Origin of the sequence: Tepidanaerobacter sp. EBM-38, from assembly GCA_001896545.1 — a bacterium.
Taxonomy (GTDB): Bacteria; Bacillota; Thermosediminibacteria; order Thermosediminibacterales; family Tepidanaerobacteraceae; genus Tepidanaerobacter.
Genome location: MPOT01000024.1, coordinates 1 through 22,002, shown reverse-complemented (window position 1 = coordinate 22,002; position 22,002 = coordinate 1). Strand labels below are relative to the sequence as shown.

General features: G+C 37.0%; 20 protein-coding genes. 7 read left to right on the top strand and 13 right to left on the bottom strand.

Annotated features, from left to right (window positions below; genetic code table 11):
- Positions 1 to 74: 74 nt before the first annotated feature.
- The 6 genes from BUC45_RS01715 to BUC45_RS01690 form a co-directional block, all read right to left on the bottom strand.
- Positions 75 to 944, bottom strand: coding sequence for a response regulator (locus BUC45_RS01715; RefSeq protein ID WP_296969861.1), 870 nt, complete (start codon positions 942 to 944; stop codon positions 75 to 77).
- Positions 916 to 2,226 (bottom strand): sensor histidine kinase, encoded by a 1,311-nt coding sequence (locus BUC45_RS01710; RefSeq protein ID WP_296969860.1) that lies wholly within the window; start codon positions 2,224 to 2,226, stop codon positions 916 to 918. Before BUC45_RS01710 ends, BUC45_RS01715 begins: the two co-directional genes overlap by 29 nt.
- Before the next feature lie 179 nt (positions 2,227 to 2,405).
- Positions 2,406 to 3,032, bottom strand: coding sequence for a sporulation membrane protein YtaF (gene ytaF, locus BUC45_RS01705; RefSeq protein WP_296969857.1), 627 nt, complete (start codon positions 3,030 to 3,032; stop codon positions 2,406 to 2,408).
- A gap of 55 nt (positions 3,033 to 3,087) precedes the next feature.
- On the bottom strand, positions 3,088 to 3,882 hold the full coding sequence (locus BUC45_RS01700) for an ABC transporter ATP-binding protein (RefSeq protein WP_366749492.1): 795 nt from the start codon (positions 3,880 to 3,882) through the stop codon (positions 3,088 to 3,090).
- Between the two features lie 5 nt (positions 3,883 to 3,887).
- Entirely contained in the window at positions 3,888 to 4,742 is an 855-nt protein-coding gene (locus BUC45_RS01695; RefSeq protein WP_296969854.1) for an ABC transporter permease, read from the bottom strand.
- 66 nt (positions 4,743 to 4,808) lie between these two features.
- Positions 4,809 to 5,912, bottom strand: a complete 1,104-nt coding sequence (locus tag BUC45_RS01690) for an ABC transporter substrate-binding protein (RefSeq protein ID WP_366749489.1) — start codon at positions 5,910 to 5,912, stop codon at positions 4,809 to 4,811.
- A gap of 248 nt (positions 5,913 to 6,160) precedes the next feature.
- Here BUC45_RS01690 and BUC45_RS01685 point away from each other — a divergent pair, with 248 nt between their 5' ends.
- The 7 genes from BUC45_RS01685 to BUC45_RS01655 all read left to right on the top strand — a co-directional run bounded on the left by BUC45_RS01685 (position 6,161) and on the right by BUC45_RS01655 (position 13,245).
- Entirely contained in the window at positions 6,161 to 7,807 is a 1,647-nt protein-coding gene (locus BUC45_RS01685; RefSeq protein WP_296969850.1) for a DUF3794 domain-containing protein, read from the top strand.
- 347 nt (positions 7,808 to 8,154) lie between these two features.
- Positions 8,155 to 8,604, top strand: a complete 450-nt coding sequence (locus BUC45_RS01680; RefSeq protein WP_296969849.1) for a hypothetical protein — start codon at positions 8,155 to 8,157, stop codon at positions 8,602 to 8,604.
- Positions 8,605 to 8,649: 45 nt separating this feature from the next.
- Entirely contained in the window at positions 8,650 to 9,399 is a 750-nt protein-coding gene (locus BUC45_RS01675) for a glycosyltransferase family 2 protein (protein ID WP_296969847.1), read from the top strand.
- Positions 9,400 to 9,636 (top strand): hypothetical protein, encoded by a 237-nt coding sequence (locus BUC45_RS01670; protein WP_296969843.1) that lies wholly within the window; start codon positions 9,400 to 9,402, stop codon positions 9,634 to 9,636.
- 16 nt (positions 9,637 to 9,652) lie between these two features.
- The gene (locus BUC45_RS01665; RefSeq protein WP_013777896.1) at positions 9,653 to 10,765 is read left to right on the top strand and encodes a glycosyltransferase family 4 protein; all 1,113 of its coding nucleotides are present in this window, start codon (positions 9,653 to 9,655) and stop codon (positions 10,763 to 10,765) included.
- 12 nt (positions 10,766 to 10,777) lie between these two features.
- Entirely contained in the window at positions 10,778 to 11,233 is a 456-nt protein-coding gene (locus tag BUC45_RS01660) for a hypothetical protein (protein ID WP_296969840.1), read from the top strand.
- A 95-nt stretch (positions 11,234 to 11,328) separates the two neighbouring features.
- Positions 11,329 to 13,245, top strand: a complete 1,917-nt coding sequence (locus tag BUC45_RS01655; protein ID WP_296969838.1) for a DUF3794 domain-containing protein — start codon at positions 11,329 to 11,331, stop codon at positions 13,243 to 13,245.
- A gap of 51 nt (positions 13,246 to 13,296) precedes the next feature.
- Here BUC45_RS01655 and BUC45_RS01650 read toward each other — a convergent pair whose 3' ends face one another.
- The 7 genes from BUC45_RS01650 to BUC45_RS01620 form a co-directional block, all read right to left on the bottom strand.
- Entirely contained in the window at positions 13,297 to 13,764 is a 468-nt protein-coding gene (locus BUC45_RS01650) for a hypothetical protein (protein ID WP_296969836.1), read from the bottom strand.
- On the bottom strand, positions 13,736 to 15,853 hold the full coding sequence (locus BUC45_RS01645) for a DUF3794 domain-containing protein (protein ID WP_296969834.1): 2,118 nt from the start codon (positions 15,851 to 15,853) through the stop codon (positions 13,736 to 13,738). Before BUC45_RS01645 ends, BUC45_RS01650 begins: the two co-directional genes overlap by 29 nt.
- Positions 15,854 to 15,957: 104 nt before the next feature.
- Complete coding sequence (locus tag BUC45_RS01640; protein ID WP_296969832.1) at positions 15,958 to 17,811, bottom strand: sigma 54-interacting transcriptional regulator; 1,854 nt, start codon at positions 17,809 to 17,811, stop codon at positions 15,958 to 15,960.
- A gap of 353 nt (positions 17,812 to 18,164) precedes the next feature.
- Complete coding sequence (locus tag BUC45_RS01635; protein WP_296969830.1) at positions 18,165 to 19,817, bottom strand: DUF4368 domain-containing protein; 1,653 nt, start codon at positions 19,815 to 19,817, stop codon at positions 18,165 to 18,167.
- A 57-nt stretch (positions 19,818 to 19,874) separates the two neighbouring features.
- Positions 19,875 to 20,078, bottom strand: coding sequence for a transposon-encoded TnpW family protein (locus tag BUC45_RS01630; protein ID WP_071441617.1), 204 nt, complete (start codon positions 20,076 to 20,078; stop codon positions 19,875 to 19,877).
- Positions 20,079 to 20,153: 75 nt separating this feature from the next.
- A complete protein-coding gene (locus BUC45_RS01625; protein WP_296969827.1) occupies positions 20,154 to 21,053 on the bottom strand; it encodes a phage major capsid protein in 900 nt (299 codons plus the stop codon).
- A gap of 273 nt (positions 21,054 to 21,326) precedes the next feature.
- Positions 21,327 to 22,002 (bottom strand): phage/plasmid primase, P4 family (locus BUC45_RS01620; protein ID WP_296969825.1); only part of this gene is annotated, 676 nt, incomplete at its 5' end.

Genomic DNA, 22,002 nt, shown 5'->3' with positions numbered 1-22,002 from the left:
TGACGACCTTAATTATATACATAAAAAAATACATCCGATCTTTATGCCGTTTTTATAAGCAATTTTTTGTTATGTTATGCTTTACATAGAAGAATACTCCCTTCTAAAAATTTTTTTATATTAATTTTACCACTAATTGGGCTTTTACCGCGTAAAAAATCCATTTCTTTTTTTACTTCTATAAAATCGAAAAGCGTAGAAGCAAACCTTATAAATTGCTCATTGTTATAATCTTCAAGTCCCATTGATGCCACATTCTTAAGTGCTTTATCTATAGCTCGGCGTATTCTCATTTCAATAGCCTTTGTGTCGGTTGATTTTTTTTCATCATAATTTTCATAGTATTGTTTGAGATGTTGATATATATCCTGCAAATTATTTATATTCTGCCAGAAGTTTTCGTGATTTTCGATAATGACCTTTATATCTTCGCTGCCGGTTTCACCAAGTATTCCTAGGTCTGCCAGGAAAAATTCTACTTTGTTTAGGCCTTTTTTTATATTTGCCTCAAGCTGCGGCATATCATCCAGATTAATTACCGTCTTTCGTATTTTATCAACGGTGTCTTTCAGTTTTATGATTTCCTGTACTTTGGAAATCACGCTTACGGTTTCTATGGCATTGATTGGCTTATGTATGAAAAACTCGATTCCAGCTTGATAAGCCTGGGAAATCATTGCCTGGTCCTCAACTTGCGAAATCATAATAAAATGTGTATTAACACCTCTTTTTTTCAGACTCTTTATTATTTCCAGCCCGTCTTTACTTGGAAGAAGAAAATCCATAAGCACTATATCCGGCTTCAAGACGGATATTTTTTTCTCAGCTTCTTCACCATCTCCGCTGTCCCCGATAATTTCTCCAAGATTGTTGTTTTCAATAATTCCCGCAAGAATTCGCCTTACTGCTCTATCATCATCTACTATCATGATTCGAAAGTTCATGTTCATCCCCCTGCACAATTGTGAAATTTCCCTCTAAGGGCAAGTGTATTTCAAATTTTGTGCCCTTAGCAGGAGTTGAAGTCACTGAAAGGCTGCCTCCCATATCCTCTACGAGATTTTTCACATTAACTAAACCAAGCCCTGTAGAAATTGAGCCATCTTCGTTGTATTTCGTGGAAAAGCCCGGTTCAAAGATATAGGGAAGGTCTTTAGTGTTGATGCCCTTCCCATCATCAGAAACAGTTATTATAACAGATTCTTCGTCTAAACATATATTTATCTCAATAACTCCTTTATCGTCTATAGCATCCAGAGCATTAGAAACCAAGTTGTTGAAAATAGAGAAAATCGAAAAGTAATTAATTACAACCAAATTTGGTACCGTATGGATTTTTAATTTTACATCTTTTTCAATTGCGCTTATCAATCTTTGTGTACTTGATTTAATTATATCTAGTACGGCCTTTAGCTGCATACCGCCTATTTCTTCGGGCAGCAGTTCTTTTACTCCCGCCAAAATTCTAAGGTAATCCTTTTTTATTTCGTGAATATCTTTAGCGAGGTTCAAGGCTTTTTTCTTTAATCTTATAACATCATTATCGGTAATATCCGAAACTAAAGATTGATATATCTCGTAACCTTCCCTCATCGCATCTTCCAAGTCTTTTGAGGATTTTTTTATATAAAAAAACTCAGCCTTCAAATCCGACAGCAGTTTAAGTAGTTCGGCATAACGTTTTTCATGTTCTTCACGCATTATAACAAGCCTGTACCGCTCTATTATCCAATAAGCAGTAAATGTAATAATGCTGCGAATCAAGCCTACGGCAAGAACCCTATTGAATATTTCCTGGAAGTAAATCAAGTTCATTTCGCCTCTTGCGGTAAGCTCGACAAAATTAGCTCCGATATCTGCTAAGGTCATTACAGCAATAAAGTTTACAGGCATCTTTAAAAGGGCTTTTATATTCCCTATTCTTAAAAATATTCCATATGCTGCATAAAAAAAGAAAGCAGGATAATGAAGATTAACTGCATAAATAAAAGTGCTTTTGCCGATAAGGCAGCTCAACAATATGCGAAAAATCATAATAAACAGCCCGGAAAAGGGAACCAATACCATTTCAGGTATATAATCAAAATATAATACCAAAAAAGATAAAGTAACAACTCCCACGGTAAATCGGAAATTAGTTCCAAAAGGATAAAAATACAGCTCCCCTGTCAGGGCTGCTAAGGCTGCGGTTATCAGCATTTCCTTATAATAGCTTTTAATGGACAAGCTTTCATCTCCCTCCTGATAGGAGAGTTGTTTGGTTTCAAATACCCTTGCTAAATAATATTATACCAAAATCTATCTTTGATTCCACTGCAGAAAGTCAGTTTTGCTGTAAAAAGTATTTATTAATGTTTTTGCTATAAAAAAGCGAGCGAGCGGGCGACCAGTGGTCGCCCCTACTTTTAGGATGATTTTATGAAGGCTAGGACAAGTAATAAAGTTCCCGGCAGGTACTTAGTTAGTTTTTGATTTAGAAATACTAGTTTCTTACGACCTATATACAGTCCTATTGATAAAAAAATGAGGCTTGCTATGCTAACCAAGGTTGTAGTCCATATTATTCCAAAACCTGCCGCTGCAGCACCGAAGCCTGCTCCAAAGGAATCCATGGCAAGGGCAGCTCCTAGTAGTAAAGCTTCTCCGATATCAATAATCCCTGAAGTATCTGTATCGGCAGCAATCGGTTCTCTTAATATTTTTATGACAAGACCCAGTGGCTTTATTTGAAAACTGGCGATAGTTTTCGTGCTTATGCTGCTGTTTTCTCTTGCGTATGTCTCTAAAAGCGACCAGATACCTAAAATCGACAGCAGTATAGACCCTATGAATTTGGTTTCGATGGGATAAAAAAATCCTATTGCGATATTTCCAAAAGCCATAGCCGTCAAAAATGCACAGGAAGTAGCCGCTACTATCACCAGTTGTGAAAACCAGGGAATTTTTATATCTTTCATTCCGTAAATTATTCCGGCAGATAAACCATCCATACTTACGGCAATTGCAAGTATGACTCCGGTAAAAATGTTCAATCGACATCTCCCCTTTATTTATGCGAATTCATCATTGTTTTTTGGTTGTTCCGGTTTATGCTTTAAACTCTGTGGTTTTAGCTTTTAATACTTCTTCTTGCAGCAGCTGCCATATCTCTCTAAATAATGTTGCAAATCTGGGCGATGAACGTAATGATAGAATATCTCTCGGTCTTGGAATATCCACCGGAACTATTGCTTTAACTTTTCCGGGATGTGCTGTCATTACCATTATCCTGTCAGCCAAAAGAAGCGCTTCGTCAATACTGTGTGTTATAAAAATAGAAGTTTTGCCGGTGCCATCCCATATTTTTAAGAGTTCTTGCTGTAAAATCAGCCGATTTTGTTCGTCAAGAGCTCCAAAAGGCTCATCCATAAGCAAAATTTCAGGGTCACTTACAAAAGCCCGTGCAACATTGATTCTCTGTTTCATCCCACCGGATAATTGATAGGGAAAGGCATTTGCAAATTTATCCAGACCCATTAATTTTAAATAATGCTCGACTATATCCAATCTTTTATCACTTGGAAAACCTCTAATTCTCAAACTGTAAGCTACGTTTTCCGCAACCGTCATCCATGGAAATACGGAATCGCCCTGAAACACCATTGATGTCAAGGGTTTTTCAGGATTTTTCGACCTCATAAACACCTTTCCTTTGGTTTGCTTTTCCAAACCGGCCAAAATCCTAAGCAATGTGGTCTTGCCACAGCCGCTAGGACCCAAAATGCATAAAAATTCTCCTTCACTTACCGATAAATCTAAGTCTTTAATCGCAACAACCTTTTCCTTGCGTGTATAAAATTCTTTATTTAGTTTTTCTATGCGTATAACCTCGGTGGGATACAATACGCTCACCTCCTGTTGTTTGCCCAAGGTATAACAATTTTTTCCGCAATATCTAAAAGACATGAGAAAATATATCCTAAGAAAGCCATTGTAATAAGAGCTACAAACATTTTCTCAATATCGAACATGTCATATGCTCGCCAGACCATCCACCCAACTCCCGCTTTTGCTGCCGAAAGCTCTGCTGCTACTATCAGCAGCAATGCAGTACCCATGCCTAGCTTAAAGCCTGCAAATATCATGGGCAGTGCTCCGGGAAAAGCCACCGTTGTGTAAAACTGAAAAGGGCTTGCTCCAAAGTTTTTTGCTATGTCAAGATATATTTCATCAATATTTAATACACCCGCCATTGTATTTATTAGGACTAGGTAGAATACACCAATGGCTATGGTAAATATTTTCGACGTTTCACCTAGGCCAAAAATAATAAGAATCAGCGGCATAATCGCCAGTTTCGGAATTGGGAAGGTGACTGCTACCATAGGCATAAGACTGGCCCTTACCGGTGGAAAAAGTCCCATTGATAAACCTAGGACTACCCCAGGCACAGCTCCGGCTATAAATCCCAGCAGTATTCTTTGAGCACTGATAAGAGTGTGATACAAAAGTTCCCCGGAATAAAGCATTGGAATCATAGTTTTAAAAATCATTACAGGGCTTGAAAACAATCGAACATCAATAAGCCCCCATCGTGCGAACAACTCCCATAATACCAAGAGCAATGACGGGGATAAAAAAGTCAGGAATTTTAATATAATCGCTTTATTTATCAATTTTGTCTTGGGTTTGCGCTCTTCTTCTTTAATAACAATATTCATCTGTTCAATGTTTTTATAAACATGTTCTTCCAATAAGCTCATGGTATTTCTCCTCTTTTCATCAAGTTGGCCGAAAACCGGTATTCGATTTTCGGCCGCATATATTACCTATTCGGAGTATCTTCCCAATATTTCAACAGCATATTCGGCATAGCTGTTGTCTACTACATCTTCGGCCTCTAATTCTCCTTTTAACAAATCTCTTTGTTTATACCAGTCAAGATCCATTTGGATACCTTTCATTCTTACGAAACCATCGGGATTAAAACCAACAGGGTACATTTTTTCATAGAGCTCCTTCTCTTTTACAACTGAATACTCTGCAAGAATTGATATGATTTCGTCTTTGTTTATGTTTTTAAAAAAGGCATCATTGTAATCTCTTATGGCTTTAATATAAGCAACCATGAAACGGTTAGCAACTTCCGGCCGGTCAAGCATGCTCTTTCCATAGACCAAAAGCGCGGTTTGAGCATCAGGATCATACTCTGAAGGGTCTTTCCACGGATCCGCAATATCTTTGGCGATAGCGGCAGCTACAAAGGGTTCGATTACCATGCCTCCATCGATGCTTTTATTGCTCATAGCAGCCACGATATCAGGAAAACTTCTGATGACTTGTAAATCTACATCATTTGTAGTCATCCCTCCCTGATTCAGTACTCGGTCCAGGGCAATTTCATCAAGAGAAGCGGTGCCTACTACAGCAAGTTTACGCCCTCTTAAATCCTTAAAGTCTTTTATCTCATCTACCAAGTCTTTTCGTATCATTAAACGATAATATCCCTGGCCTTCGACATTAATACCTTTGTCTCCGACAATTTTTATCGGTATATCTCGGAGAATGGCGTTAAATAGCCCAGATGCCGTAACAGTACATCCTACATCAAGCTGGCCGGCTCCCAAGGCATTTATCATGTCTTGACCGGTATTGAAAGCAACAGATTCAATTTCAATGCCAAGTTCCTCGTAATAACCTTTGGCCATGCCTATGAGCACTCCTGCGTCGGAAACAACCTCCTTCATGCCCACTGTCACTTTTACGGGCGGGGAAAGAGGTTCAAGTTCAGGTTTTTTTCCAGCAGTTTGTTCTTTTTGTACTTCTTCATATGTCACATTATCGGTTTTCTCTTTTACCGCCTGCCCTCCACATCCTGCAGCAAGTACCGAAAACAGCATAACCGCAACTAAAAGCAGTGCTATACGTCTCAAAAAAACCACCCCTTTAAAAAATAACTTTCTTTATATTATTCTTGTGGACATAAATCGGTTACGACTTATAAAACAATTTATTGAAAATAACATTATTAAAATAACTGTTCCGAAAATTATTCGCATAATAGGAACAGGAAGATAGTTGAATTCATATAATGGAATTAACCCGGAATTAATTAATATTTTTAACAAGTGTTTTAAGTATTAAATACATAGACTAATCGTTTTTAAAGCATTTTGGGAAGGTGGTGATTTTAATAGGCTTTGCTGTAATAATTTTTTTACTGTTTCTTGTAGTTTATTATTACATGGTAAAACCAAAAAATTTTATAGGCGGATTTCGCAAATTTAAGATTCAACAATCAAAATCCGTCGACAATTTAGACTGTTTAACGGTATTTGACAAGAGCGATGAAATTCATACAGAAAGAGGTGATGAGGACAAAAATTTAGAATCATGTTCAAAATTTCAAGAAGAAATTCAAGAACAATGCTCACACTATGACGAAGAAGAGTCCTTTAATAAAACAGAAGATGAAAAATTGGATTTATGTGAAGAATCTTCGCATGACAGTGTGTCACAAGATATATCAGATGTTTTGGGAATTAATCAAACAGGAGGAAAAAGGGAGGATAAAAAAATGGCTTTAATTAAGGTTCCCGTTTTAATCGGTGAAGGTTCTATACAGAAAATGGTAGAATCCACCGTAACGTTGGAAGAAAGTGCAATTAAGGTAAAGGAAATAAGAGCTTTGGTAGAAAGCCTGAACACTACTGTTATACAGGATAAAGTCATTATTCAAGGAACACTTCACAAGCAGATATTCTATGTTGGAGAGGACGCAGTTGTTCACCATCAGACAGAACTTATACCTATCAGCTACTTTATTGATATAGATGGAGCATTACCTGGAATGAACACAACCGTAACACCTGTGGTGGAACATGTAGCCTTCACGCTTTTAGATGCAACAACTCTGCACCAGAAGGTCATATTGTCTTTTTCTGTTACAGTAACAGATGTTCAAAATCTTGAAGTTGAAACAGGAGAAGAAGAAACACCGCTTTATTATGTATCTGAAATTGAGGGGCAAAACTCGCAACAACTTATAGTTGAAACAACGGTAACACTGAATCAACCGGCACTTAAAGTTGACGAAATAACGGCCGTAGTGCAAGATATATTAACTGATGTGATAACAGATAAGGTAATTATTCAAGGAATTCTCCATAAACAAATATTCTATGTAGGACTTGACAATATAGAATATCACCAAGCGGAAGATATACCTTTCAGTCTCTTTGTAGATGTGGAAGGAGCCGCTCCCGGCATGCATGTTCAAGTAGAATCAACCATTGAAACAATTAGTTATACTCTTGAAAACAGTAATGATTTAACGCAAAAAGTAGTTATTCAATTTTCCGTTGTAGTTACACAAAGCACCAGCCTAAACATTGTCGAAGGAACAGAAGAGCCAATCATTCTTGTGGATGAAGTGGTGGGTGAGACTACCGGTCAAACTCTTTTGCAAGATATTATAACAATGGATAAACCGACTCAAAAAATAAGGGATGTTGATGCAGAGGTTACATCAATTACTGCTCAAATAATTGCAAATAAGGTAATCATCCAAGGTATAATCCACAAGCAAATATATTATATCGGCACCGACGATATTGAATATGAAATGGGCGAAGACGTAGAATTCAGTTTCTTTGTGGATTTACCCGATGCCGAACCAGGGATGCATGCAGCCTTGGTGCCGACTATAGAAAGCGTAATAACGGAATTGCTGAGTGAAACCGAAATGTTGGAAAAAGTCGTGCTGAAGGTAGATGTGTTAGTATTGTCAACAGTAAGATTAAACATTGGGGCTGTGCCTGTGCCATAACAATATAACAATAGCAAATGTTAAAAGCAAGCGGCTACAGCTGCTTTTTATAAAGCAGAATTGCCGCTTTTTTTATAATTCATAAAGAAAAAACCTCAGTTGAAAATATAGAGCCTAATAGGTATAAGGCTCAAATCCATTGAAGGTATTATTAGCTTACCACCATATACTGTCACAACCAACATTCTTTGACCCCCTATATATGTTCCCCTCATCTTATCGCTCCTCCTAAATCTATTTTTATTTCATTGTATTCAATATTAATCTAACCGTTGATAAAAACAGAAATTTAACTCTGTAACACTTCATTCTAAATTGAATATAATTTATTAGGAGGTGATAATGACATGGCTTTTACCTATACAGCAAGTTCTACAGGCAGTACACTTCAGACTGAAACTGTTTCAATTGAAGTATCGCCCGCCAGCGGAGTAATCGCAGCCACAATGTTGCCCGGAGATTCAGTTTCTGGCACAATAAATGTATCAAATACGGGTACCGTTGACGAATATTATTTTATTACGGCTGATTGGAAAGCTGCTGATGATGATACAACACCTTCTTTAGCAGCACTGTTAGCCTATAATTTAAATGTAAGTGTTGCTGTTGGGGGCACAGATTTGTTTGCCGGCAAACTGGAAGACCTGATAGATAGGCCAGACAGCCCCGGCAGGGAGTTGACTTTAACAACTGCTAATGAAGACGTAAGCTTTAATTTTACTTTACCTACAGATGCCGGTAATGCTGTGCAAGATATTGACCTGGCAATAGATTTTGTTTTTGTAGCAACTTCATAAAAAAGGGCCTTCATGAGAAGGCCCTTATTGCAAGGAGAGATTTGAATGGGAAAACATCGTGAGAATAATATTGTAGCGATGATGCCTGCAAGAAATGAATCGGGTCGGCATCTATGTGAAGTGTTAAATCATCTTTCGCAATGGGTTGATAAAATAGTAGTCCTTGACGATGCGTCAGAAGATGATACCTTTGAAATTGTCAACAGAAATGAAAAGGTTATAGCTTATAAAAATGAGCATTGTATCTTTGAAGAAAATGAGTCGGCTTTAAGATCAAAGCTATGGGAACTAACAATAGCGCAAAATCCCAACTGGATTTTAGCTATTGATGCCGATGAAATTTTTGAAGACAGAATTATTGATGAAATACTTTTGTTAATAAACCAAGAATATTATGATGCAATTTATTTTAGAGTATTTGATTTCTGGTCATCCAAAATCTGTTACAGAATAGACGGAGGTTGGAATCCATGGACTACATTCTGGCCTTTTTTAATAAGATACAACCCCGATATAAGTTATTATTGGCCCAACAGAGAAATTCACTGCGGCAGATTCCCACAGCCCTGTGAAAATTTTATACCTTATTACTCAGATATTAGAATAAAACATTTTGGTTGGGCTGATGCAAAGGAGCATTATAAGAAGTTTTTGTTTTATCGAGATAAGGATATAAAAATTTTTGGGCAAATCAGGCCACATACTCAAAGCATAATGATAACACCAAAGTCTAATGATTTAGAAACATGGCAAGAAGCAAAGCGGCTTAGTTTTTTGAAAGAGGTGTACTCGTAAATGTATGATATTCTATACCTGGTGGTATCTACAAATCTGCCCCAGTTGGAAGGATTGGCAGATGTTAGGCTTGCAAGAACACCAGAGGACTTTGTATCATGCCTTGATTGGGCAGTTTATAATGGAAAAAGCCAAGAAAAAATAAAATTACGAATGGAAATAGCAAAACAAAGCACTTGGAAAATGCGAGCTATATGTATAGCTGAAAAAATAAAAGAATTAATTTTAGAATCTTAGAATAGGGGGAAATAATGTGTCAAAGCGGATTGGAATCTTAACTACCAATTTTTATAGCCCAGATGGCCTAAGAATGATATATGGTGGAGCAGAACGGTACGGATTTGAATTAACTAAGCTTTTGATGGATTTAGGTTATAAAGTAGCTTGGTGGCAGATCGGAAGCGGATGGCAAAAAGAGCTTTTACATGGTGTCCAAATAAATTCAATCCGAGAAACCAAAAACGAATTCATGACTTTCCCACGCCTAAATCAGCACTTTCATGAACAGGCAATGGAATTAGATTATGCTATTTATTTTGTAACCTTTTTAGCATATCCGCAAGTTTTAGAGAAAAGTATATCAATTTCCCACGGGGTTTTTTGGGATTATCCCGAATTTGATTCACAGCTTCCTACAGAATCTGCTAAAAAAGAATGGCTTAGAAGATACCATATTGCGTTAAGTGGTCCTCAAAAAGTGGTTTCTGTAGATACAAATACTATAAATTGGATAAATGCCACATGGCCCGGCCTCTCTCATAAGCTGGAGTATATACCGAATTTCGCAGATATTAATAGTTTGAAACCTAGGGGAAACGCTAGCAACAAAATAAAAGTGATATTCCCTCGTCGGCTTACATCCGTACGAGGTTTAAACGAAGCGTGCCATGCCGCCAAAGTACTGACATCAAGGTATCCCGATAAAATAGAGTTTCATTTTGTAGGAAGAGGCCATTCTGATTTGTTGGAAGCTGAGGCTCTCAAATGGGCATCGGAAAACAAAAACATATATTACTACTGGCAGCCCCCGCATATTATGTATGAGATTTACTCACAAATGGACATTGCTTTAATTCCTACTAAAGCAACTGAAGGGACTTCCCTTTCGTGCCTGGAAGCTATGGCTTCAGGGTGTGCCGTCATTGCCACACCTGTTGGAGGCCTAACTGATTTAATAATCGACGGTTATAATGGAATATTGATAAAACCAACCTCAAGCAATCTAATAGAAGCCATTGAGTATCTCCTTAACAATGAAGATGAAAGACAGCGGATGGGCAAAAATGCAAAAAAAGTAGCTGAAGCTTTTGATATTGAGCGTTGGAAGCAAAAATGGGAAAAAGTAATTAAGCAAGTCTTTAGATAAGGTGTGGTAAGAATGTTTACACATGTTGCAAAGTGCACTGACAATTTCATAAGAGTTCCGCCAAGGCCAGTCGGCCCTATCGAGGTACGCCTGCCGGTGGTAGTAGCTAAAAAGAATATTTCATTTCTTTTACCCATTAGGAATTCTCTGCCGGATATTCCTGAAAAGATAAAAAAAGTTGATTTTTTGGTAGAAAAAGTAAGTTTTGATATAGTAAAGGGCTTGGTTATGTTTGATATAGAGTTTTTAGAAGATATTTACTACGTTTATAATGGCATAGTAAAAAATGCTGCTTTCCATGAGATGTTTTCTGATTCTGTTTCCATTCCTGAGGCAAAATCTCATATGGAGGTTATATATAATATAGATACCCACTTGACATATAAGACTTTTGAGAAAGATATTTTAAAACAGATAGTGGTCAACATGTACATTGAACTTATTGAATATCGCAATATATTTATTTAAAACCTATCATTTTTTTAGGCTAAATCTTAATATCATTACCTCCTCGTGCTGAATATAATAAACTAGTAAGTATGATTAAGTCAGGGGGATTCAATATGCTCGAACAGCTAAAGGCTCTTAATTTAAAAAGGCAGCAGCCAACAATAGCTCGAAAGCTCAAAAAGGTTGTCGGGGAAATAAGATCATTAAATTATATAACACTTAACGATAAGTTAATCATACAAGGCATCGTTCATAAACAGGTCTTTTTTGTAGGAATTGACGACAAGGTACATCATATCTCAGGTAATATTCCATTCAGTGCCATATTAGACATCCCCAGTATAGCCCCGGGGATGAATGTAAATATTTTCGCTGATTTAGAAAGCATTGAGGCGAAACTTGCACCTTCTGGTGAACAGGTTTTTTGTAAAGCAATTGTAAAAATAACTGCCACTGCAGAGGATGTTTCTTATATTTTTCTCGTAGCAGGCACCGATAAAAGTGTTATCGCCGAAACAGTAATCAAAGAAAGCTCAGAGCAGGTTTTGGTCGAAGATATCTTGGTTCTGGATAGGTCAATACAAAAAGTGGAGGAGTGTCGGGCCACAGTAACTATCAATAATGCAGACGTATTAGATAATAAGGTCTTAATTCAAGCTATCTTGCATAATCAAATATTTTATATTGGGGAAGATAATATATCCTATCATCAGTCTTTTGACATTCCTGTAAGCTGTTTTGCACAAGTTGAAGGTGCATTGCCTGAAATGAATGTATATGCAGAACCGGTCATAGAAATGAATAAAGTAGACGTTCTTTCCCCAAGTGAGCTAAAATTAAAAGCAATCATTCAATGCAATGTAACCGTGACACAAGAGATTACAGCAAACATTGGCGTAGCACAAGATGGGCAAGAATATGTTATAAACGGTTTAATAGGCGAAAGCACAGCATTTCAGCATATGGTAGAGTCTGTAGAAATTTTAGAGCATGAAGCCATTAAAATAAGAGATATAAAAGTAAATCTTCATAATATCTCATCATTAGTTGTTATGGATAAAGTGATAATTCAAGGCATAATTCATAAACAAATATATTATGTCGGGACAGATAATGTCAATTACCATCAATCGGCAGACATTCCCTTTACCGCTTTCACTGATTATCCCGGTGCTAGGCCTGGTCTAAATGCTGTGATTGTACCGGTTGTAGAATATACTAAATATGACTTAACCGGCAGCAGAAAACTCACTGAGCATAATATAATTCGTTTTGATGTGACTATTGTAGAAAAGGACATATTGCCTGTAGCTCAAGGAACAGCGCAAGACCTTAGGGTGAGGTTACCGTTGATTGTGGGAGAAACTTCTGCACAGGTTATGGTGCATGATATTGAACCGATTGAAATAATAGAGAATATAATTGTCACAAAAGACCCGATTATAGTATGTACAGAATCAACGGTCAGCAAACAAACTCTAGTATCAAATACTATTGACGTTTATCCGCCTGCAGCAAGCATTGGTAAGTATAAATGTATCATTGAAAGTACAACTACATCAATACTAGAAAATGAAATCATTGTATCCGGTTATTTCAAATGCTACATTTCTTATGTTGACTCAGAAGGTTTGATTCACAAAATAGAAAAGCAAAAACACTTTGCTGTATTGGTGCCCTTAGAAGGAATTCTCCCCAGTGACATCATTGAAGTTAAAGCTGAGGTTGAGCATGTAGATCTTTCAATATTACCGGGAGGCAATCAAATTAGAATGCTTGTAACTATCAGGGCTACTGTAAGAGGTTTTAAAAAGGAAATTGTATATGTTGTAACCGATGTAACAGGTCCTGATATTACTACAAACAAAATACTCATACTGGCCGAGTTGCCTACACATGAAATAAAACAGATGTATGTGGTAACTGAGGTTTATGATACCGATTTGGTCGTTGTAAAACGAACATTTATGTTAAATGTAGTAGATGAAGGCTTTAAGCCGGTAGATGTTGTGGTAGATGTTATAAGTTGATATGTAAAGAATTTGATTATTGATATTTTCAAACTGTGGGGCGTTCAATATTTAGTAGTATTTTTCACCATCCTTTTTTATAACCCCAAAACTTAGTAGCTTTTGCAATATAGGAATAAGCATGACAAATCTCATGTTTATTTCTTTTCTTATTTCATAAGCATTTATCCCGGGGTTTTTTTTGACTATAAGAGCAACGGCTTGTTCGCTATTGGATAGTTCCGGTTTTTTTACGTCTGAAATACTTGGATTTGCCGGCTTTGAATTATTAAAAATATCATTATTTCCCGAAGTCTTATCATTTGTATTTAAATCATGCTTGTATGGTTTCTTCCGATAATATGCTTTTATTGTAAAATCATCATTTAAAAACACTTGATACTCTCCATCCGGAAACTTACAAAGAGCGGATAAGTCCTTAGCCCCTTCGGTAATATCTATCACTTCTACGTCCAGATTGGAAAAATCTTTAAAAAACTTTACGATACCATCACGAGCTTTTTGTATCAATCGAGTCACTCCCTATATCACAATTTTCCCAGTGATATGTTTTTATTGTCAATTGAAATTCTGATTCTAGCATTTGGCCTTCAGAGGTCAGAAAAACTTTAGAAGGTAAGATTTCTAAATCGAAGCCGCCTTTATAAATGTTTAATTCGTCTTTGATATGAAACCTAAAATCTAATTCGTCAAAATCCTGGTACACATACTTATCCTTGCCTGTATACATTATATCAAAATAAAGCTTTCCAACCGCCCATAAGCCATCAGCATGTTGTTCATATCGCTTTTTGTTTGGGATAACCTTGATATCTCTAATAAAAAGTGCAGGTGAGATAAGCGGCATAGTATGGTTAATATTGAATACATATTTGTTAAAATAAACTTGCCGATAATTTCCTACAGACTCAGTTCTTACCCCTGTAACTAAATAAATATCTTCCTGTTTGGTTGCTTCTATGGCAAAACTTAAAGAAAAAAACAGTTGAACAGATGATGAGTTCTTAGCTCCTATTGATACCTGACAAATTTTGGGGTTTACTCTTATTTGCATACCGGTATCACCATTAACAACACTGCCCAATATTCCGACAGGTACTATGCTTTTTTGGCAGTGTACTATATCATCTGTTCCGATGTAATATATATCTACATTAAGCGTTCCTTGAATCAGGAATCTGTAATCTAATATAACAACATCTAAAAAATCTATTTCTGATTTCACATCTTCTATTTCCTTTAAATCCCTGTCAATATTTATTTCATATTTTTCAGTAAAATCAATAGTCTTTGACTCTAATATCTTTTCTACACTTACAAGTTCTTGTAATATCTGATCCCGGGGAAGCACATCCGTCACCACAGTTGCCTGCCGTCTAATGCTGCCGGAAAAGGCGACTTCTATCAGAGCTTTTATCATAATAGTTTCATCTTTTAATGCTCCTGAAAGATGGATTATATTTACATTTATATCAAACATGGTTCCTTCAACAATTTGTGCCAGTAGATAACTATTACTAAAGTCAATTTGAATGTACTTATACATATGCTTTAGCCGTTCATCCGCATAGATAATTTCCAAACCAATAATGCCATCTACTACTAATCTGCCTCCCTCGACGGTATGAGATATGCTCTCTATTTTTCCCTGTAAGTCCACAATACACTTAATGCTGGATTCGAATAAAAAAGACTTTTGTTCCAAAAAAGCAAACTCACCTTCAGTTATAACCTCTTTTAATAAAAATTCTTCTTTTACAACCTCATATCCCGGTTCATTGAAGTCTGTAATAACCTGACTCTCTGCTTTTTTTAGAATCTTAATCATATATTCCAGAGTAATTATTACATCATAACAATTGTTTTTCCCGCAGGGCTTGTAATAAATATCTATATAATCCACAGTTATTCTGGCCGTTTGATTGGGTTCAGCTTCGGCAAATGATACTATTTTCTCTATCGGGACGGCAATAGTGCCGTATTTTTCTATCCCTTGAGTACTCAAATAAAACACTTCAACAGTTACTTCACCTTCAAGCATTGCAGCACTGCGCAGCACTCTGAAATTAGCTTCGCTTAGATGAGGTTTCATAATTATTATATGTTGGCAATCCTGTTTTTCGAACGTGCTTTTCAATGTTGCATGCTCTCTTTTTTCTCCCATGACTTTAAATGTCGTTATTTTTTCTTTTTCAAACCTTTTAGGCGGGAAAGGGGAACAATTCTTTTCAATAACACCTTGCAACCCTATATTAACAAATAGGTTTAAGGTAAGTAAATTCCCTGATAAATGTTGGCTCTGTTGTTCACTGTGACATATTATATAAAAATTCATATCTTTTATAATCTTTTCCGGGAGTATTCCATATTCCAACGGTTTTTCAATATTGCAAAAATGTATCTTGCCTTCTTTATCTAAAAAATATAAATCAATCTCTAGAATTGCAGAGATTATTATGGCACCTTCATTTAGTGTATAATTTACATTTATGACGCGGGAAATAATATCTGTAATTTTTATAGGAGCAGGTTTTAAATCGACAGATACTTGGACATCTTTTTGATAATTTTTCTCCCAGATCACTTCTTCCGTCCTGAATAATTCCATCTGTCTCACCTTCTTCTCCTATAATTTTTATGATATTAGCAATTGATTTATGAAGGGTTTAGTCCTTAAATTACTTGGTATTCTCTGTGATTCGCTTACTCAAACTAATTTATATCATATTTTTTTAGTTTTTCATAAAAGGTTGTTTTGCTTATCCCGAGACTTTTCATCGTTTTATTTTTATTTCCTTTGTGCAGCTTTAAAACTTTTTCAATAGTCTTTTTCTCAAATTCTTCAACAGATTTTTTAAGCGGAATTATATCCTTGGTTTCAAATTTTTCACTGACATTTGGTTTTAAGATTAGGTGTTTGGAAAAAATTGTGTTTCCATCGCATAAATTTATTGCCCTTTCCAATATGTTTTCTAATTCTCTTACATTCCCGGGCCAGTCATAGTTTAAAAGTATATTTAGAGCTTCGACAGATATGTTTTTTCTGCTGCAGCCAATTTTATCGCATATTGCAGGTAGCAGGATTTCCACTAGTGAATAGATATCCTCTTTTCTTTCTCTCAAGGGCGGAATCCATATTGGAAAAACATTTATCCTATAATACAAATCTTCTCTAAAATTGCCTTTGAGTATCTCCTCTTCTAAATTTCTATTTGATGCAGCTATAACCCTTACATCGACCTTTATTTTTTCTTGGCCGCCTACTTTATAGAAGCTTTTATCCTGAAGAACTTGCAGTAACTTTACCTGTACGGCTGGAGATATTTCTCCAATCTCATCCAAAAGTATAGTTCCTCCATTTGCCATCTCAAAAAAGCCCTTTTTCCCGTCAGTTCTAGCTCCTGTAAAGGCTCCTTTTTCATATCCGAATAATTCGCTTTCTAAAAGAGTCTCCGGTATAGTGCCGCAGTTTACATGAACAAATGGTCCATCACCTTTGCTGTGTTCATGAATAGCTTTTGCTATAAGTGTTTTACCTGTACCACTTTCGCCGAGTATAAGGACCGTAGAGTTTGTATTAGAAGCCTTTAAAGCTAACTTTTTTACATAATTCATTTTTCTGCTTTCACCGGCAATATTTGGGAATAGTTCTTTTAGCATTTTTTCTTCATCTAGCTGTTTTTCAATTTTCTCAAGATTAAAAAGTGCTTCATCTCTTTCCCTTATAACTCTTTTTATTTCGGAAATATCCTCGACTTTAAGGGCTGCACCAATTCTTTTGCCATCCTTATCCACAGGTATTAGTGTACACATGGTTGGAAAGCCGTTTATTTCCTTAAATTCATCTATATAACTTATGTTTTCTCCTTTTGCTACATCATAAAACTCTTTAATGGTCTTGCATCCTTTATGAATTTCAAAAATATTTTTGCCTATAACATTGAGGTACTCGGGATTTTCGCCTTTTGCCATATATGCTTTTCCATCAAGTATATCTTTTAGTCCTTCTCCCCTAGCCGTATAGCCTTGAGCCTGATAGAATTTCATTTTTTTCGTTTCTCTATCTAAAATAACAAGATGACCGATATATCTTACGTAATTCATGCTGAACTTTTCACCGTTTGCTTCAATCGTAATGATTTTATTTATCAAATCGATGATTACTCTGATATCTATTCCGAGGAACCTGGTTTTCATCTTTAACGCATCTGTTACTTCATTATTTCTTTTACAAATATATACGGGTTTTATGTTATTGTCTTTATATACACCTACAGCAATAAGTATGTCGTCCTGATTGATTTTTTTATCGTGAATTCCAATGTACTCTAAGGTTTCGGCATCAAGGTTTCCGTCATCTCTCCCTACTGCATTATCACCGATAATAACTATATCTCCAGCTTCAATCTTCCCTCGCAAATGGCTTATCTGCTGGTTGTGCAAAATGCCAAATATCTCCTTGGCTTTAGTGTTATAAATTTGTATAGTGCCATTATTATCAATAACTATAAAGCCTTCCGACATCATATCTGTAAAAAGTTCCAAATGCTCTTCGCTGTTGAACATAAACTCACCCTTAATAATATATGATTTGTAAAGTTTTAACTAAATAAATTATATCATTACAATGAAATTATGCAATGTAACATATTAATACAAATATTTTGAAAAAACTATAAATGACTATGACTAAATCAGTTACATCACATTTTATATGGCTTTGTCATATTTGCGATCACATTGGTGGATAGCTGCGCAGGTAAATCGGAATATAAGATAACTGGACAGCTGATAATAACTTTTGTTTGTCCGACGTGTTCCACATAAAAAAAAGCCCCTATTAGGAGCGGTCAGATAGGGATTTATAATTCCTGAAAAATTCGGCATAGTCGTTGATTTGCGGCTATGCCGTTTTTCGTTTAGTTTGGCAAATCAATAGCGCCAATGCAGTTATAGAAAATTTGAATCCGCTGGGTTCTGCGGCCATCTACCTTTTCAGCCTTAAATACTATAATTTTGTCAATGAACTCTCGAATAATCTCTGCATCCAATTCTGTAATTTCTGTGTACTTTTTAACCAGTGCTAAAAAGCGGTCGGTATTGATGGACTGTTCATTTGCTGCATCAATGGTATGCTTTAATTTGATTATCCTTTCTTCCAGTGTCTTCTGCTCGGCTTCATATTCAGCCGACATCTTGTAAAAACGCTCTTCGGGAATTTTGCCCATCACATTGTCCTCATATAGCTTTCGAATGATTTTGTCTATGTCAGCAATGCGAGTCTGTGCTTGTTCGTACTCCTTTTGACTTTGGCGGAGTTCTTTGGCAAGTTCCTTTTCTGAATTATTCATAACTATACGGATGAATTCCTGTTCATGGTCTTTGGCAAAGGAGGTTACACGCCTTAAGTCTTCTAGCAAAAGCTGTTCCACTACAACATTGCGTATCTGATGTGAACTGCACATACCCTTTTTCTTGCGGTAAGTCGCACAAACGAAATATTCCTTATCGTGTGTCCATCCCTTGCCTCTAACCTGATACAGCTTTGCACCACAGTCGGCACAAAACATCATGCCAGAAAGCATTCCCATTTCACCTAATCGTGATGGTCTTCGCTTGCCATCTCTGATTTTCTGCACTGTTTCCCAAGTCCCCTCATCAATAATTGCTTCATGGGTATTTTTGAAAACCAGCCAATCTTCTGGATTGTTCATTATCTTGACTTTGCTCTTATATGACTTTTTAGAAGTCTTGAAATTCACCGTGTGACCTAGATATTCCATTTTAGCCAGAATATCTGCTACGGTACGAGCCGACCAAGCATATGGGTTTTCAGGTGGTCTTGCTGGAGTGTTAATACCCATTTTGCGAAGATGCACCGTAGGTGTATCAATGCATCGCTTTTCAAGTTGCTTTGCTATCTGCGTGGGTCCAAAGCCAGCCATGCACAGTCGGAAAATATCTCTGACCACTTCGGCGGCTTTCTCATCTATAATCCAGTGCAACTTATCTTCAGGGTCTTTAATATAACCGTAAGGCGGATTGGTGCAGAGTGGCTTACCGGACTGTCCCTTGGATTTGAACACAGCACGGATTTTCTTGCTAGTATCCTTAGCGTACCATTCATTAATAATGTTAAGAAACGGTGTAAAGTCACTGTCTGCTTGGTTTGCACTATCAATACCGTTGTTAATAGCAATGAATCGTACATCTGCTTCAGGAAACATAATCTCGGTATAATATCCTACTTTAAGGTAATCCCTGCCGAATCGTGACATATCCTTGATGATAATCGTTCCGATTCTACCGGACTCTACATCAGCAATCATGCGGTTAAAGTCTGGTCTATCAAAAGTTGTACCGCTGACCCCATCATCCACATAAAATTCGATGTTGCGAAAACCGTTGTCCTCAGCATACTTTTTTAGAATTGCCTTCTGGTTCACTATGCTGTTGCTGTCTCCTGCAAGCTCATCATCACGTGAGAGCCTGCAGTACAGAGCAGTAATTTTTGCTTCTTCAAATGCTAATGTTGATTTACGTATAGTGCTAAATGTTGACTGTCTATTCATTTTTATCCTCCATTTCCGACAGTCTTCAAGCGGTTTAGCACTATGTATATTACCGTACTACCTTGAAGAAGTCGAGTTGATTTCCGTGGGTTTATATGAACTATCAGATAACTTTGAAAGGTTTTTTGCGTTGACTGTAATCAGTCGTTTCAGCTTGGAATATGCACTTTCCTTTGCTGAATCACTTACTCGTGATTCCACCACATAGACCGTACCTCCGATATCGGATTTGGTTGTGCGGCTGTTACTTTGATTTTCCATATCGTGACCTCCTGTCCGATGTTTTGATGGAACTGGCACTGAGCCGAATTGATGACTCAGTGCCTAATCCATTATTTAAGCTTTTATTTGTAATATTTTCAGAGCATCCGGTTGAATCAACTTCCCATCCAATCTCTCGTAAGCAGAAAATCCGATTTGCCCCTGCAATGCGTATAATTCACTTAATTTTTTTATTGTTATTGGTTGACGTTCAATCAGCCAGTAGTATGATAAATCTCCGAATACTATGCTTTTTGCTCCTGCTGATACTGTAGGCATATATGGAGAGGTAACTACAGGCTTTCCGAAGATGGTGTTATCTGAAGAATTCCACAGATAACTGCCGCTTGTATCTTTAAGGGTTCTAAGAAGCATGGCTGTATTATCGTGCATGATAAACACAGCGTTATTGCGGTATTTATCTTTTAATGAAAAATACAGAGAGATAATCTCGTCAAAAGAGATGGTAGCACTATCTGCTGTTGTTACATCTGCGTCTGCCGTAAGGATACCTGTTGGCTGTGTTGTGCCATTTCCATTAAGCAATGCATTTTCCTCAGCCTTGCCAAAACGCTTCGCAAAATCACCCATCAGATATTTTTCAAGATTAAAGTTCATATCAGTGACGAATGAGCGGTTTAGCTTGACAAGAGATGCCAGCTTGTATGATTTCACCTGAAACTGCGTAAATGTATCGGCACTTTCGGGGATTGGATCTCCGTCTTCAACCCAATCTGCTGTCCCCGTTGAGAATACCGCTTGAATTTTACCTTCTGCAGAAGATAGATTGATAACAGTAGCAAATCTGCGGAATATATTTTCCTTTGCCAAAGCAGTGTTAAAGCCTTCTCTGAACTCATCTGGTGCGACATAGGCTCCTGCATTATCAAAACCCTCGCTTAGATTTTGATTGTTTTCTTCTTTTCCTTTCATAACATTCCAAAACGCTCTATTATAAGTTGTTGATGTTGCCATAATCGTTTACCTCCTAAATTAAAATGGATTGTGGGGTATATACCCCGTTTGAAACTGCGTTTTTTTACGCGTTGCCCCACGCCCGTTGTCCAGATGAAAAGGTGTGGAGATTTAACCTCCCCTAGGGGGAGGTATTAACACATGGAGTTGTATCCAGTGTTTTCAGTGGTTTTAAGCTTTGTAGCAAGATGTAGCAGGTAAAAACTAAACTCTCTATACGAGAGCGATTTTTTATATAACCTGTTTTTCTTGCTACAAGCTGCTACACTGTGTTTAAATAAGAAAAAATTCTTCTTCCGTCAGCTTGTATCCGATTAGCATTGTGGTCATTCCACCACCAGAACGTGGTCGTTTCCGTTCTACACGAGCGATAGCTGTTAATGCCTGTTTAAAGTTTCTTGCATTCTCCGAATAACATCCATTGGCACTACACCACCGCTGATACCGGGCATACACTTCGGATGTCCGCACCTCACTGTTAGGACTTTCCTCCAAGGCATCCTCGAAAAATAATGCTATTTTATCGCTGTCACGTTTATAAGCCTCCGTTGCTGTCTTAACGGAATCAGGTAAAGTCAAGCCTTCCTTTTTTAACAGCTGATAGCCTTCAATTAGCCAGTTGAGGATAGCACTCTGATTCTTCGGTTTGGCGAATTCGCGTTTTAAGTTTTTATCCTGCTCGCTTTCATCGAAGTGTCGTTCAAAAGGGATAATCACCACTCTGCCACTGGAAAACAGCGTCATATCCGTAATAACGGGCAGATAATTGGTGTTGATATAAAGCTTAAACTTAGGTGAAAAATCAAAAGAGTTTTCGTGTAGAAACCTTGCGTTGATGGTGTCACCACCCGTCATGCTTTTTACCTGTGCAGCATTTAGGACAAGTCCTCTGCTAGGTTCGGAGATATTCACAAAGCGTACTCCTGCAAGCCGGGCAATATCTTCACTT

Bases quoted from the DNA above. Each gene is read 5' to 3' on its own strand.
- BUC45_RS01715 (WP_296969861.1), bottom strand. From the start codon at position 944: ATGAACTTTCGAATCATGATAGTAGATGATGATAGAGCAGTAAGGCGA.
- BUC45_RS01695 (WP_296969854.1), bottom strand. From the start codon at position 4,742: ATGAGCTTATTGGAAGAACATGTTTATAAAAACATTGAACAGATGAAT.
- BUC45_RS01680 (WP_296969849.1), top strand. From the start codon at position 8,155: ATGGCTTTTACCTATACAGCAAGTTCTACAGGCAGTACACTTCAGACT.
- BUC45_RS01675 (WP_296969847.1), top strand. From the start codon at position 8,650: ATGGGAAAACATCGTGAGAATAATATTGTAGCGATGATGCCTGCAAGA.
- BUC45_RS01670 (WP_296969843.1), top strand. From the start codon at position 9,400: ATGTATGATATTCTATACCTGGTGGTATCTACAAATCTGCCCCAGTTG.
- BUC45_RS01660 (WP_296969840.1), top strand. From the start codon at position 10,778: ATGTTTACACATGTTGCAAAGTGCACTGACAATTTCATAAGAGTTCCG.
- BUC45_RS01655 (WP_296969838.1), top strand. From the start codon at position 11,329: ATGCTCGAACAGCTAAAGGCTCTTAATTTAAAAAGGCAGCAGCCAACA.
- BUC45_RS01645 (WP_296969834.1), bottom strand. From the start codon at position 15,853: ATGGAATTATTCAGGACGGAAGAAGTGATCTGGGAGAAAAATTATCAA.
- BUC45_RS01640 (WP_296969832.1), bottom strand. From the start codon at position 17,811: ATGTTCAACAGCGAAGAGCATTTGGAACTTTTTACAGATATGATGTCG.
- BUC45_RS01635 (WP_296969830.1), bottom strand. From the start codon at position 19,817: ATGAATAGACAGTCAACATTTAGCACTATACGTAAATCAACATTAGCA.
- BUC45_RS01630 (WP_071441617.1), bottom strand. From the start codon at position 20,078: ATGGAAAATCAAAGTAACAGCCGCACAACCAAATCCGATATCGGAGGT.
- BUC45_RS01625 (WP_296969827.1), bottom strand. From the start codon at position 21,053: ATGGCAACATCAACAACTTATAATAGAGCGTTTTGGAATGTTATGAAA.